The following is a 14,771-nucleotide window of genomic DNA, read 5'->3' on the forward strand; positions in this document are numbered from 1 at the left end:
GGGCGCCTTCCCAAAAAGCGACACGAAACCCGCCAGCTCACGAAAGCGGGATTCTGCGTATTGGCGTCCTGATGCGCGGAAGACGCCAGTCTGAAAAAGCAGCAAAAAAACCGCCGCTTCCCCTATCAATTCCCCTTCGACTGCCCGTCCGCCAAAAACCGCTGCGCCAGCCGTACCCAGTAAGTCGAACCAATCGGCAATAGCTCGTCGTTGAAGTCATAGCTTGCGTTATGCAGCATGCAAGGGCCTGCACCGTGGCCGGCATCGCGATGGCCGCCGTCGCCATTACCCAGAAACGCATAGCAACCGGGCTTCGCGAGCAGCATGAACGAAAAGTCCTCCGCGCCCATCGTCGGTTCAACTGCATCGTCGACGTTTTCAGTCCCCACAATCTCCTTCATAACCGACGCGGCAAAACGCGCCTCCTCAGCGCTGTTAACGGTCGGCGGATAGTTGCGATGAAAATGGATATCGACGGAGCAATCGTAAGCCTCGGCAGTGTTTTCGGCGATCTTGCGCAAACGCGCTTCAATCAGATCGAGCGTCTCGGTAGTAAAAGTGCGAACGGTGCCGGCGATCCATGCGTTATTCGGGACGACATTGACTGCATCGCCGGCGTGAATCAACACCGCCGTATCGAGCGGCTTCTTGTTCCGGGTGATGATGCTTTGCAGTCCATTGGCAATCTGCACCGCAGTAAACACGGGATCGCGGCCGTTGTGCGGCAATGCCGCGTGTGATCCTACTCCTTTGATTTCAATGCGGAATTCATTGCTGGAGGCCATGATCGGCCCTTCGGTGACGCCGAAGTGTCCCGCCGGCATTCCCGGCCAGTTGTGAATTCCGAACACCGCGTCGACGGGAAACCGTGTGAACAGGCCGTCGTCGATCATCGCCTGTGCGCCCGCGCCACCTTCTTCAGCCGGCTGAAAAATGAACACGATCGTGCCGTCGAACTCGCCGTGCCTCGCCAGATGTCTGGCTGCGCCAAGCAACATCGCGGTGTGTCCGTCATGGCCGCAGGCGTGCATTTTTCCATCGTTCTGCGAGCGATGGTCGAAGCTATTCAGCTCCTGAATGGGCAGCGCATCCATATCGGCGCGAAGACCGATCGAGCGCGAGCCTTTGCCCCGTTTCAATATGCCAACCACGCCAGTCTTGCCGAGCCCCCGGTGAGTCTCGATACCCCAGGATTCGAGGCTTTGGACAACCAGATCCGCGGTAGCCGTTTCCTCGTAACGCAGTTCTGGGTGTGCATGAATCGTTCGTCGAAGAGTCTGGATTTCTCCGTGTGCAGCCTGAATTTCGGGAATAAGTTTCATGATGGGATGTTTGAGCGCTTGTGTTCTGCTTCGCGTGGGATTGCTCGGGGCAATAACACCGGGCACGGTGACAACCAATTCTACGCCGAAGCCATTTTTGAAGGCACCAAGGGCCGGGTCCCCGCCACCGTATAAAATTCGAAGTTGCCCCGCCCACCGATCCCGCCAGACGGCTCACTAATGAATGCTCCGACAGAATTCGCCCGCGCGGTCTGCCCGCACGACTGCCCCGACACCTGCGCAATGCGCGTCACGGTGCAGGATGGGCGAGCGATCAAGGTAACAGGGGACCCCGATCATCCATCGACACAAGGCGCGCTTTGCGCCAAAGTCAGCCGCTATGCCGACCGCGTGCATCATCCGCGTCGACTGACCACGCCGATGAAGCGCGTCGGCCGCAAAGGCGAGGGTCGTTTCGAACCGATTGGTTGGGACGAGGCGCTCGAATTGGCCGCCGCGCGTTTGTCGGACATTGCCAGCCGCGCGCCGGAAGCCATCGTTCCATACAGCTACGCGGGGACGATGGGCCTCGTCCAGGGCGACAGCATTGCGCAGCGATTCTTCCACAAGATTGGCGCGTCGCAGTTGGACCGCACGATTTGCGCGGCCGCCGGCGCGGCGGGTTTGAAGTACACCTACGGCGCGAGCATCGGCATGCACACGGAGTTTTTTGCCGAGAGCGAGCTCATTCTGATCTGGGGCGCGAATCCTATCGCGTCGAACCTGCATTTCTGGACCCGCGCGCAGGAGGCCAAGCGTCGCGGCGCGCGCTTGATCGCGATCGATCCCTATCGCTCGCTGACGGCGGAGAAGTGTCATCAGCACATCGCGCCGAAGCCGGGCACCGACGGCGCGTTGGCGCTCGGCATGATCAACGTGCTGATCACGGAGAATCTGCTCGATCACGCTTACATCGCGGCTCACACGCTCGGCTTCGACGAACTCAAAGCGCGCGCACTCTGTTATCCGCCGTCTCGCGTGGCTGGAATTTGCGATGTCGACGAGCAGGTCATCGTCGATCTCGCACGGCTTTACGGCACCACGAAGAGAGCCGCGATCCGCCTGAACTACGGTTTGCAGCGAGTGCGCGGCGGCGGCAATGCCGTGCGCGCGATTGCGTGCCTGCCGTCGCTGACTGGCGCGTGGCGCGAGCGTGCGGGCGGCGTTTTGTTGTCGTCGGGCGGATGGGCTCCGGTTAACTCGCACGCGTTGCAGCGGCCGGATCTGATGCCGGGCTGGCCGGCAAAAGCGTCGCGCGTGATCAATATGAATGCGATCGGCGACGCGCTGCTGCATCCAGGCGATCCCACGTTCGGCCCGAAAGTGGAAGCAATCGTTGTCTACAACTCCAACCCCGTGGCCGTCGCGCCGGATTCCGAAAAAGTCGCTGCCGGTTTCGCGCGCGAGGATCTATTCACGATCGTGCTCGAGCATTTTCAAACGGACACCGCGGACTACGCCGACCTGCTGTTGCCCGCAACAACGCAACTCGAACATCTCGACGTCCACAAATCCTACGGTCATACCGACGTGATGGTGAATCTGCCCGCGATCAAACCCGTCGGTGACGCTCGCCCGAACACGGAGATTTTTCGCGGCATCGCGCGGCAGATGGGACTCGATGAGCCGGCACTCTACGACAGCGACGAAGCGGTCGCGCGGGCCGCATTCCGCTGGGAAGACAAGACGCTGGAAGGCACTGACTGGGACACGTTGAAAAACATCGGCTGGGCGAAGCTCAAGTTGCCCGACGCCCCATTCGCGGAAGGCGGCTTTCGAACGCCGTCCGGCAAGTGCGAGTTTTTTAGCGCACGCCTCGAACAGATGGGACTCGACCCGCTGCCCGACTACCTACCGCCGTACGAATCTGCCGAAGGCGCACCCGAACTCGCGGCCCGCTATCCGCTCGCAATGATTTCGCCGCCTGCCCGCAACTTCCTGAACAGTACGTTCGTGAACATCGAGAGCCTGCGCGCGACCGAAGGCGAGCCGCATCTCGACATCCATCCGGCCGACGCGTCGAGGCGAAACATCGTCGACGGCAAGCTGGTTCGCATCTATAACGATCGCGGCTCGATGCAGGCGCGCGCACGTGTCAGCGACAAGGCCCGCAAGGGGCTCGTCGTCGGCCTCTCGATCTGGTGGAAGAAGCTCGCTCCCGACGGTCGCAACGCCAACCAGGTCACCAGCCAGGCGCTCACCGATCTGGGCGGATCGGCTACGTTTTACGACTGTCTCGTTGAAGTCGAAGCCGTTTGACGCCGACCCCGAAAACCTCGCAACCCTCGGCCACTCAAGGTTGGAGGCTGCAGTCTAACCCAGCCGCTTTTAGCGAATAGTCACCAGGTCCGCATGCTACGATGCGTTTTTAGCACGACCATTCGAAAATAAAGGAGGAGACGCTGCATGGACAAAATCTGGCTGAAATCCTATCCGCCCGGCGTTCCCGCTGAGATTGACCCGAGCCGTTACTCGTCAGTCGCCGAACTGCTTGAAGAGGCGTTCCAGGAGCACCGTACGAAGCCCGCTTTTGTCTGCATGGGCAAGCAGATCAGCTACGGCGAACTCGATACACTGTCGCGCAAGCTGGCCGCCTGGTTGCAGTCGAAGGGACTCGCCCGCGGTGCGCGTGTCGCGATCATGATGCCGAACGTGCTGCAGTATCCGGTCGCGATCGCCGCGATTCTGCGCGCGGGTTACGTGGTCGTGAACGTGAATCCGCTCTACACGCCGCGCGAGCTCGAGCATCAACTCAAGGACAGCGGCGCGGAAGCGATCATCCTGCTGGAGAATTTTGCCGTCACGTTGCAGGCAATTGTGCGCAATACGGCGGTGAAGCATGTCGTCGTCGCGGCGATGGGCGATCTGATGGGCGTGAAAGGCGCGCTCGTGAACTTCGTCGTACGGCGCGTGAAGAAGATGGTGCCTGCGTGGAATCTACCAGGGCACGTCAAGTTCAATAGCGCGGTCGCTGAAGGCGGACGGCAGGTTTTCAAGCCCGTCAAGCAGGGCCCGGATGACGTCGCGTTTCTTCAGTACACCGGCGGCACGACCGGTGTGGCCAAGGGCGCCACGCTGTTGCATCGGAACCTGATCGCCAACGTGTTGCAATCGGAGATCTGGCTCGACCCCGTGCGTGCAAACCGCAGCGATATCGACCAATTCATTACCGTTGTCGCGTTGCCGCTGTATCACGTGTTTGCGCTGACTGTTTGCGGTCTGTTGACGATCCGCACCGGTGGTCTCGGCATCCTGATTCCGAACCCGCGCGACATCCCCGGGATGATCAAGGCGCTGGAGGGCTACGCAATCAATACGATTCCGGCCGTCAACACGTTATACAACGCGCTTCTGAATAGCCCAGATTTCCACAAGCTGGATTTTTCGAAGCTGCTCACCGCGAACGCCGGCGGCATGGCGGTGCAGGAGGCCGTAGCCAAACGTTGGTACGAGCTGACTCATACGCCGATTGTTGAAGGGTACGGCTTGTCGGAAACGTCGCCGAGCGCCACATGCAATCCGGTCACGATCACCGAATACAACGGAACGATCGGCTTGCCGTTGCCGTCGACGGAAATCTCGATTCGCGACGACGAAAACAACGAGGTTCCGCTCGGCCAGCCGGGCGAGATCTGCATTCGCGGTCCGCAGGTGATGGCCGGCTACTGGAATCGTCCTGACGAAACCGTGAAGGTCATGACGGCGGACGGTTTCTTCAAATCCGGCGACATCGGGCTGATGAACGAACGGGGCTTCGTCAAGATCGTCGACCGCAAGAAGGACATGATTCTGGTGTCGGGCTTCAACGTCTACCCGAACGAGATCGAGGACGTGGTCGCGAAACTGCCGGGCGTGTTCGAAGTCGCGGCGGTCGGCGTGCCGGATCAGCATTCGGGTGAAGCGGTCAAACTTTTCGTCGTAAAAAAAGACCAGGCACTGACGGACGCGGACATCTTTGCATATTGCAAACAGCAATTGACCGGCTACAAGCGGCCGAAGATCGTCGAGTTCCGCACCGAATTGCCGAAGAGCAACGTCGGCAAGATCTTGCGGCGAGAGCTACGCGACGGCCGCGCCTAAGTGCGGTAAAGAACGCGTGGCAACGGAGCGAATACTTTTCGATCCGATCCACACGGAGCATGCAGAAAGGGCGTAACTCATCAAAGGAAGCAGGAAAGGCCCGTCAGACGAAAGTCTGCCGGGCCTTTCTGTTGGGGCATGAAGTGCAATGCCGATCAGCCACGATACGCGCCAAGCCATAAAAAAAGGCGCCCGAAAGCGCCTTTAAAGCAAACTGCTTTTTTACGACTTATTAGAACTTGTGGCGGATGCCGACGCGAGCCGTGAACTGGTTCTGGTTCGACGAACCCGTCAGGCCGTTGATGCCTGCCGTTGCATCGACAACACCCGTGCCCGCCGTATTCAGCACTTCACCCAGAGCGTGTTGGTACACACCCGTCACGTACACGTCGGTACGCTTGGACAGGAAGTAGTCCACGCCAACTGCGCCTTGGTGGTACTGAGCGCGCGATGCGCCCTGGATGTCCGCGCCGCGCGTGTAGTCATACGCTGCGCCGACCAGCAATGCCGGGGTCAACTGATACTTGAAGTTCAGTTCGGCGTTGTTGAACGTAGCCGATTGGCCGCGGACTGCCGGCTGTGCGAATGCCACGCCGAGGTTGCCGAACTTGATGTTCGAGTACGTCAAGCCGATCGTTGCCGCGCCGAACGTGTACGCACCACCCGCACCGATCACCTGGTACGTGTTAGCCGACGTGTAAGCGCCATAGACCGGCGACGTCACTGCAGCGTTTGCTGCCGGCAGCGGCGACTGGCCACCGTTGTTGAACAGACCGCCCGAAGCTGCCGGCGTACGTGCGTTCAAGTAACCAACGCCCACGACCAACGGACCGTTGTTGTAGCCAGCGCCCAACGACCAGATCTGGTTGCCGGTGATGTTGCCTGACTGGCCGCCGAAGCTGTACGTGCCGCCGAACGTCAGGCCGCCGTAGTTTGCGCTCGTGAACTTGACCGTGTTGTTGGTGCGGTATGCATTGTTGAAGTTGTCGATGTCGCCCGGGTGAGCAGCGATGTAGCCGCCCCACTGGTCGCCGGCTTCCAGCGGACCGACGTAGTCGACGACGGAGTCGTACTGACGACCCAACGTGACCGTACCGAACTGGGCGGTCGACAGACCGACGTAAGCTTGACGACCGAACATCAGGCCGCCTTGACCCAGCTTGCCGTTGTTCACGTCAAAGCCGTTTTCCAACACGAAGATTGCCTTCAGACCGCCGCCCAGATCTTCCGTGCCGCGCAGGCCGAAACGCGAGCCTTGCAGAACACCGCTGGACAGGTTGTACAGGTGCTTGCCACCCGAGTTGGTGTTGATGTTGAAGCCTTCATCAATAATACCGTACAGGGTCACGCTGCTCTGAGCATGCGCGACGCCTGCAAATGCGCCCAGTGCTGCGAGAGCGAGAAGCGACTTTTTCATCGAATGATCTCCAAGGATTACGAATCTTTTGTACAAGGCGAATATTTATCTAGCGTTGAGGCCTTGCTTGTCCAACTTCGCGAGAAGTTGCACGTAATGTAACAAAAGGCATACATGGCACAAAGAAAAAGGAGATGGCCTGGAAGGCTCCTGTTTCGTTTACGCAACATGGTCTAGAATCCAGAATTGGCCGCCAAATTTATGCGAATCAGCGGTGCCCGCGAAGCCGGTTTTGCCCCGCAAAGCCTTGTCGCGCGGACCGGTTGGCGTGGCGCCGCAGAAGTCGAATCAGGGAGTGCTGAATGTTTCTGGACGAGTTGATTAGCGAGTTTGATCGGGGTTTACGCTCAATGACGGGCGTGTCGCGGATGAGTCGTCCGTTACCAGTTCCGCAAGAATCGTCAGCCGAGGCCGTCGAACTTTCGCCGGAGGAGCGCGCTCATTCCGCAGGCTTGATGCGTGTGAATCATGTCGGCGAGGTGTGCGCGCAAGCGCTGTATCAGGCGCAGAAACTCGCGACCCGCTCGTCGTCGTTGCGAGCCGTTTTTGATCACGCCGCAATCGAAGAGGAAGACCATCTCGCGTGGACTGCGAAGCGCCTCGAAGCGCTCGATTCGCGTCCGAGTCTGTTGAATCCGTTGTGGTACACCGGCGCGCTCGCGATCGGTCTTGCCGCAGGCCGACTCGGCGATCGCGTGAGCCTCGGCTTCATGGCGGAAACCGAGCGCCAGGTCGAGCAGCATCTCGACAGTCATCTGGACCAGTTGCCGACGGCCGATCGCGAATCGCGCGCCATCGTCGAACAGATGCGTGTGGATGAAGCAGAGCACGGCAAATCCGCAATGGATGCCGGCGGCGTCGAGTTGCCGCTTCCCGCGCGCGCGCTGATGCGCGCAGTGTCGAAGGTCATGACGCGCACCGCCTATTACATATGAGGCATATATGAGCGGCGGCATTCATTTGCCGTCCGCCTGAAGTGGGACGGCGCAGCGCGCGCCGTCCGTCTAAAATCCCCGCAACACTCGCGATACGCTCCTTATCCCGCTTCACGATCTCTTTCATTCCGCGCGTTTCCCCCACACTTTTCACGTATCACCTTCACAAGTTGCACTAGTTCATTCATTTATAACGGTTTTCCGTTTTATGTCTGACGTGAAGGAGTCGCGCTAAGTCCTTGTTCTAACAAACAAAATTCACTCGAAAAGCGTGTATCTCCCTTGACCCCTGTTTAGCGTTCCTCTAAAGTGGGAGACAGTGTGAGAAAGTGTATTTTTGTGTGATCTCACGGGCGGTTTCGGGTAGATTTTCACGAATCGGGCATGAGACCGGAGTAACGCGCTAAAGCGCCAACTCCGGTCGGCACAGGGAGATCGAAGTGTTCCAAGGGGCGTCGGCGCTGACGCTCGATGCGAAAGGGCGGATGTCGATTCCCTCTCGCTATCGGGATGCGCTGCAAACACAGGCAGAGGGCCGGGTGACGATCACCAAGCACCCGGACGGCTGCCTGTTGCTCTTTCCGCGCCCGGAATGGGAAATCTTCCGCGACAAGGTCGACAAGCTGCCCATGAACGCAGCCTGGTGGAAGCGCATTTTTCTCGGCAACGCGATGGACGTCGATATGGACGGCGCGGGCCGCGTGCTCGTGTCGCCGGAATTGCGCGCGGCCGGCTCGCTGGAAAAAGAAGTGAACCTGCTCGGCATGGGCCGTCACTTCGAGTTGTGGGACGCACAAATTTACGCAGCAAAGGAACAGGCAGCGATCGCCGAGGGCATGCCCGAAGCGTTAAAGAATTTCACGTTCTGATCGCGGACTACAGATATGGCACCTGCGATGAGAAACGAATTGCAGCATCGCACGGTGCTGCTGGAAGAGGCGGTCGAGGCGTTGATTACACGCGCGGACGGCGTTTATGTGGACGGTACGTTCGGGCGCGGCGGTCACAGCCGTCTGGTGTTGGAGAAGCTGGCAGAGTCGGGGCGCCTGATCGCGTTCGACAAAGACCCGCTTGCCATCGCCACGGCTCAGCAGATTGCCGATCCGCGCTTCGGCATCGTGCACGAGAGTTTTGCTTCACTGCGTGACGCGATCGCGGAGCGCGGGGTAGGGCGGGTGTCGGGTGTTTTGCTGGATCTGGGCGTGTCGTCGCCGCAAATCGACGACCCGGAACGGGGCTTCAGTTTCCGTGCCGACGGCCCACTCGACATGCGGATGGACCCGACGCGCGGCGAGTCCGCGGCTGACTGGCTGGCGCGGGCCACGGTGCAGGAACTGACGGAGGTCATACGAGATTATGGGGAAGAACGGTTTGCTTTTCAGATTGCAAAGGCGCTTGTTGCTCGCCGGGCAGAGTCCGACCGTCTTGGGCCTCTCGTCAGCACGGGCGAGCTTGCCCAAATCGTGGCTAACGTCGTCAAGACCCGTGAGAAGGGCAAGGATCCGGCAACCCGCACCTTTCAAGCTATACGGATTCACGTCAATCAAGAGCTTGCGGAGCTGCAAGTCGTTTTAGAAGCAGCGTTGTCGCTGCTGGAGCAAGGGGGGCGGCTGGTGGTCATCAGCTTTCATTCGCTCGAGGACCGGATCGTCAAACGATTCATGCAGGCGCACGCGAGTACGCCGGCGGTGGATCGCCGTCTGCCGATTCGTGCCGTCGATCTGCCGAGTCCCCCGCTCAAAATCATCGGCCGTGTGTTCGCAGGCGACGCCGAAGTCGCTGCCAACCCGCGCGCCCGTTCTGCCGTGATGCGTGTGGCGGAGCGGATCGCGCCATGAATCGCCTCAATATCTTCCTGCTGATTATCGTGATGGGCTGCGCTTTGTCTGTCGTCAATGCAACCAATCAGCAGCGTCAGATCTTCATTCAGTTGCAGCGCGCTCAATCGCAGGAGCGCCAGCTGCAGCAGGATTATTCGCAGCTTCAATATCAGCAGAGCGCGCTGTCGAAAACGTCGCGCATCGAGCAACTCGCGACTGACTCACTGAAAATGCAATCGGTCACCACCGGCCGCACCCAGTATCTGACGCTCGATCCGGGCGCGGTCAAGGCCGAGGATGCGCCGATTCCGACGTCCGGTCCGGCGTCGGCGCCGGCGGCAAGCCGTCGCGGAGGTGTGCGATGAAAAAATCGTCTACCCGCAAGAGCGTGGCGTTTTCGGCGAACCCGATTCTGTCGGTGCGCCTGCCGATGTGGCGCTCGAAACTCGTCGTGTTCATGCTGTTCATGGCGTTCGTCGCGCTGACCGCGCGCGCGTTCTGGATTCAGGGGCCGGGCAACGCGTTCTATCAGAAGCAGGGCGAAATCCGTTATCAGCGCCGGCTCGAACTGCCGGCCACGCGCGGCAAGATTCTCGACCGCAACGGTCTCGTGCTGGCCACGAGTCTGCCGGTGCGCGCGATCTGGGCGATTCCCGATTCCGTACCGGACGACCTCGGCGCCGACAAGCTGAACCAGCTCGGCAAGCTGCTCGACATGACGAACAAGGAGCTGCGCGCGAAGCTGTCGGAGGACAAGAACTTCGTCTACGTGAAACGCCAGGTGCCGGTCGACATCGCGGACAAAGTAGCCGCGCTGGATATCCCGGGCATTTACGCGCGCGACGAGTACAAGCGCTTCTATCCGGAAGGCGAGATCACGGCTCACCTGATCGGCTTCACCAATGTGGAAGACGAAGGCCAGGAGGGCGTCGAACTCGGCGACCAGAAGCTGCTCGCCGGCATGTCGGGCAGCCGTCGCGTGATTAAAGACCGCATGGGCCACATCATCGAGGACGTGGACGAGCAGGTTGTGCCGCACAACGGCCAGGACGTGGATCTGTCGATCGACAGCAAGATCCAGTACATCGCCTATACGAACCTGAAGGCGGCCGTCGAGAAGTTCAAGGCGAAAGCCGGCGCGGCGATGGTGGTCGACGTGCGCACCGGTGAAGTGCTCGCGCTGGTCAACTATCCGACGTACAACCCGAACGACCGTTCGCACCTCACCGGCGATCAACTGCGCAATCGCATCCTGACGGACACGTTCGAGCCGGGCTCGATCATGAAACCGTTCACGATATCGCTCGCGCTGGATTTGCATCGCGTCACGCCGACTACACTGGTTGATACGGGCAATGGCCGTTTCGTGCTCGACGGCGCGCCGATTACCGACGACAGCGGCTTCGGCGTGCTGACTGTGGGCGGCGTGATCCAGAAGTCGAGCAACATCGGCGCGACGAAGATCGCGATGCAGCTCAAGCCGGAAGAGATGTGGAACATGTACACCAGCATCGGTCTCGGCCAGGCGCCGAAGGTCGGTTTCCCGGGCGCGGCGGCGGGCCGTCTGCGTCCGTGGAAGAGCTGGCGCCGCATCGAGCAGGCCACCATGTCGTATGGCTACGGTCTGTCGGTGTCGCTGTTCCAGTTGGGCCGCGCATATACCGCGATCGCGCACGACGGCGAAATCATGCCGGTGTCGATTTTCCGTTCGCCGGGCGACCAGCCCGCGGTAGGGCCGCAGATTTTCGCGCCGACTACCGCCCGTGAAGTGCGCGCAATGCTCGAAACCGTGACGGCGCCGGGCGGCACGTCGCCGGATGCGGCCGTGCCGGGCTATCGCGTCGGCGGCAAGAGCGGTACCGCGTACAAGCACGGGCCGCATGGCTACGATCATTCGAAATACCGCGCGTCGTTTGTCGGCATGGCGCCGATGCCGAATCCGCGCATCGTGGTGGCCGTGTCGGTCGACGAACCGACGGCCGGCAGCCACTTTGGCGGTCAGGTATCGGGGCCGGTGTTTTCGGCCATCGTCGGCGATACGTTGCGTTCGCTGAATGTGCCGCCGGATATGCCGGTCAAGCAGATGGTGGTGTCGGACGATTCAGCGCCGGCTGCGCCAGGCGCACCGCCCACCGTGGCGACGGCGAAGAAGCTGTCCACCAGCGCCGGCGCGAAGAAAATGACGATCGCGGCTAACGCGAAAAGCCATCCCGGAGTGGTGCGATGAGCGCGCTGCGTAACCAGCATCCGGCGCAACGGCAAATTGCCGACGCACTCAACTGGCTGCACGCTCACGTGCAGCCAGGCGCGCATCTGCATGCGGATACGCGCTCGCTCGCGGCCGGCGACGTGTTCTTCGCGTACGCGGTCGACGGTGCGGACAACCGTGCGCACATCGCGGGCGCGCTCGAGCGTGGCGCTGCCGCCGTGCTGGTTCAAACGGAAGGCTTCAGCGGGGTGATCGATCCCGCCACGACGCTGGCTGTGCCGGCGCTGAACGAGCTTGCCGGTGCGATCGCGAGTGCCTGGTACAAGGATCCGAGCGACGGCATGCTGACGATCGGTGTGACCGGCACGAACGGCAAGACCTCGTGCAGCCAATGGATTTCGGCAGCGCTGACGGCGCTCGGCACGCGCTGCGCAATCATCGGCACGCTCGGCACAGGACTGCCGGGACAACTCGTCCAAACGGGATTCACGACGCCCGACGCGCCGCAATTGCAACGCAGTCTCGCGCAACTGCGCGACGCGGGTGCGCAGGCGGTCGCCATGGAAGTGTCGTCGCACGCGCTGCATCAGGGCCGCGTGAACGGCACCGCGTTCGACATCGCCGTGTTCACGAATCTCACGCAAGACCACCTCGACTATCACGGCACGTTTGAAGCATACGAGGCCGCGAAGGCGCGTCTGTTCGCGTGGCCGGACCTGCGCGCCGCCGTGATCAATCGCGACGATGCGGCCGGCCGCCGTTTGCTGGAAAGCACGCAAGGCCACGCGCGCACGATCGCGTATGGGATCGGCGGCACGTTGCAGGACGCACCGCAAGCCGACGCATTGCTGCTCGCGTCGAATGTGCGCGCGACCGCCGCCGGCACCGCGTTTCATCTGACTACGTCCGAATGGGGCGACGCCGAAGTCGAAGTGCAGACGCTCGGCGCGTTCAATGTCAGCAATCTGCTCGGCGTGCTCGGCGCATTGCTGGCCGCGGGCGTGCCGTTCTTCGTCGCGCTTGCCGAACTGGCGAAGCTCGAATCGGTGAACGGCCGCATGCAGCGCCTCGGCGGCCGTTTGCAGAACGACGAACCGCTCGTCGTGATCGATTACGCCCACACGCCGGACGCGCTGGAAAAAACCCTCGAGGCGTTGCGCCCGATTGCCACCGCGCGCGGAGGCGAACTGATTTGCATGTTCGGCTGCGGCGGCGATCGGGACGCGACCAAGCGTCCGTTGATGGGCGCTATCGCTGAAAAATTCGCCGACGGCGTCGTCGTCACGAGCGACAACCCGCGTGGCGAAGATCCGCTGTCGATCATCGAGCAGGCCGCAGCAGGTATGAAAGACGCGTCCAAGGCACGCCGCATCGAAGACCGCGCGAGCGCGATCCTGCAAGCGATCCGCGGCGCCGCGCGTGAAGACGTCGTCTTGCTGGCCGGCAAAGGCCACGAAGCAACACAGGAAATCATGGGCAAGAAACGCGCTTTCTCCGATCAGGATCACGCTCGCCTCGCGCTGGCCGCACGCGCGACGCAGGCACGCGGAGGTGGCGAATGAGCATGTTCTCGCTGCGTGAAGCCGCCGCGCTGATTTCCGGCGCCACCGTGTTGGGCGATGGCGACGTCACGTTCGAACGCGTGTCGACCGACAGCCGCAGCGCGGGTCCGGGCGATCTGTTCGTCGCGATCAAGGGCGACCGTTTCGACGCGCACGACTTTCTGCCCGACGTTGCCGCGCGTAACGTCACGGCCGTGCTGGTGTCGCGTACGCCGGAAAACTGGAACGTGCCGAGCTTGCGCGTGACCGATACGCGCGTCGGCCTCGGCGCGCTCGCGCGGGGCTGGCGTCGCAAGTTCACGTTGCCGCTCGTCGCCGTGACGGGCAGCAATGGCAAGACCACGGTCAAGGAAATGATCGCGTCGATTTTCGCCGCTGCGGTCGGCGAGCCGGCGCGTCTCGCGACTGCCGGCAACTTCAACAACGACATCGGGTTGCCGCTCACGCTGTTCCGTCTGCACGCCGCGCATCAACTGGGCGTCGTCGAACTCGGGATGAACCATCCGGGTGAAACCTCGTTGCTCGCGAAGATCGCCGAGCCGACCGTTGCCGTGGTGAACAACGCGCAGCGCGAGCATCAGGAATTCATGGCGACCGTCGAAGCAGTCGCGCTCGAACACGCAAGCGTGATTCACGCGTTGTCGCCGGAAGGCGTCGCCGTGTTCCCGGCCAACGACGCGTACGCGAGCATCTGGCGCGTCGCCGCGACCGGCAACCGGATCATGGATTTCGCGCTGAACACGCCGGAAAAGTCCGTTGAAGCGGCCGTCACCGGTACGTTCACCGGCAACGTTTTGAGCATCGACACACCGCAAGGTCACGTCGACGTGAAGCTGCAAGTGCTCGGCGACCACAACGCGCACAACGCGTTGGCCGCGACCGCAGCCGCATTGGCCGCCGGCGTGTCGCTCGACGCGATCAAGCGTGGTCTCGAATCGTTCGGCGCGGTGAAAGGCCGCCTGCAGGTGAAGAAAGCGGCGCTCGGCTCGCTTGCCGGCGCCGTCGTGATCGACGACACGTACAACGCGAACCCCGATTCCATGCGCGCCGCGATCGACGTGCTCGCTGCGCAAGCGTCGCCGCGCGTGCTGGTGATGGGCGACATGGGCGAAGTCGGCGACAACGGTCCGGCGTTCCACCGAGAAATCGGTGCGTACGCGAAAGAGCGCGGCGTCGACGCGCTGTACGCAATGGGCGACGCGTCGCGTGACGCCTGCACCGCGTATGGCGCCGGCGCACACCACGTCGCCGACGTCGGCGCGCTCGTCGCTCAATTGCAGCAGGCCGGTTTCGGCGCCGCTGCAACGTTTCTCGTGAAAGGCTCGCGCTTCATGCAAATGGAGCGCGTGGTGGACGCCGTAACGAGTCCACAACCCAACGCAGCGGGCCATGCGCCCGCTGCACATTGAAATAGAAGGACCGAAGC

The 14,771-nt window shown here is 61.6% G+C and carries 11 protein-coding genes; 9 read left to right on the plus strand and 2 right to left on the minus strand.

Features of this window, described 5'->3' with window-relative positions:
- Positions 1–125: 125 nt before the first annotated feature.
- Entirely contained in the window at positions 126–1,322 is a 1,197-nt protein-coding gene (locus PQQ51_RS00005; protein ID WP_408493794.1) for a M20 aminoacylase family protein, read from the minus strand.
- 180 nt (positions 1,323–1,502) lie between these two features.
- Here PQQ51_RS00005 and PQQ51_RS00010 point away from each other — a divergent pair, with 180 nt between their 5' ends.
- Positions 1,503–3,581, plus strand: a complete 2,079-nt coding sequence (locus PQQ51_RS00010; protein WP_408493795.1) for a molybdopterin-containing oxidoreductase family protein — start codon at positions 1,503–1,505, stop codon at positions 3,579–3,581.
- Between the two features lie 147 nt (positions 3,582–3,728).
- Positions 3,729–5,402, plus strand: coding sequence for a long-chain fatty acid--CoA ligase (locus PQQ51_RS00015; protein WP_408493796.1), 1,674 nt, complete (start codon positions 3,729–3,731; stop codon positions 5,400–5,402).
- Between the two features lie 232 nt (positions 5,403–5,634).
- Here PQQ51_RS00015 and PQQ51_RS00020 read toward each other — a convergent pair whose 3' ends face one another.
- Complete coding sequence (locus PQQ51_RS00020; RefSeq protein WP_408493797.1) at positions 5,635–6,819, minus strand: porin; 1,185 nt, start codon at positions 6,817–6,819, stop codon at positions 5,635–5,637.
- Positions 6,820–7,121: 302 nt separating this feature from the next.
- On the opposite strand from PQQ51_RS00020, the gene coq7 reads away from it, so the two are divergent.
- The 7 genes from coq7 (at position 7,122) to PQQ51_RS00055 (ending at position 14,754) form a co-directional block, all read left to right on the plus strand.
- Positions 7,122–7,754, plus strand: a complete 633-nt coding sequence (gene coq7 / locus PQQ51_RS00025; RefSeq protein ID WP_408493798.1) for a 2-polyprenyl-3-methyl-6-methoxy-1,4-benzoquinone monooxygenase — start codon at positions 7,122–7,124, stop codon at positions 7,752–7,754.
- Positions 7,755–8,194: 440 nt separating this feature from the next.
- Positions 8,195–8,623: a division/cell wall cluster transcriptional repressor MraZ gene (gene mraZ / locus PQQ51_RS00030; RefSeq protein ID WP_025647927.1), complete on the plus strand. Its 429-nt coding sequence runs from the start codon at positions 8,195–8,197 to the stop codon at positions 8,621–8,623.
- Positions 8,624–8,638: 15 nt separating this feature from the next.
- The gene (gene rsmH / locus PQQ51_RS00035; RefSeq protein WP_408493799.1) at positions 8,639–9,592 is read left to right on the plus strand and encodes a 16S rRNA (cytosine(1402)-N(4))-methyltransferase RsmH; all 954 of its coding nucleotides are present in this window, start codon (positions 8,639–8,641) and stop codon (positions 9,590–9,592) included.
- On the plus strand, positions 9,589–9,939 hold the full coding sequence (gene ftsL / locus PQQ51_RS00040; protein WP_408493800.1) for a cell division protein FtsL: 351 nt from the start codon (positions 9,589–9,591) through the stop codon (positions 9,937–9,939). The genes rsmH and ftsL overlap by 4 nt, the downstream gene beginning before the upstream one ends.
- The gene (locus tag PQQ51_RS00045) at positions 9,936–11,801 is read left to right on the plus strand and encodes a peptidoglycan D,D-transpeptidase FtsI family protein (protein ID WP_408493801.1); all 1,866 of its coding nucleotides are present in this window, start codon (positions 9,936–9,938) and stop codon (positions 11,799–11,801) included. Before ftsL ends, PQQ51_RS00045 begins: the two co-directional genes overlap by 4 nt.
- A complete protein-coding gene (locus PQQ51_RS00050; RefSeq protein WP_408493803.1) occupies positions 11,798–13,345 on the plus strand; it encodes a UDP-N-acetylmuramoyl-L-alanyl-D-glutamate--2,6-diaminopimelate ligase in 1,548 nt (515 codons plus the stop codon). Before PQQ51_RS00045 ends, PQQ51_RS00050 begins: the two co-directional genes overlap by 4 nt.
- Positions 13,342–14,754, plus strand: coding sequence for a UDP-N-acetylmuramoyl-tripeptide--D-alanyl-D-alanine ligase (locus PQQ51_RS00055; RefSeq protein ID WP_408493804.1), 1,413 nt, complete (start codon positions 13,342–13,344; stop codon positions 14,752–14,754). Before PQQ51_RS00050 ends, PQQ51_RS00055 begins: the two co-directional genes overlap by 4 nt.
- The last annotated feature ends 17 nt before the right edge of the window (positions 14,755–14,771 follow it).

Origin of the sequence: Paraburkholderia xenovorans (assembly GCF_046030735.1) — a bacterium.
Classification (GTDB): domain Bacteria; phylum Pseudomonadota; class Gammaproteobacteria; order Burkholderiales; family Burkholderiaceae; genus Paraburkholderia; species Paraburkholderia xenovorans_A.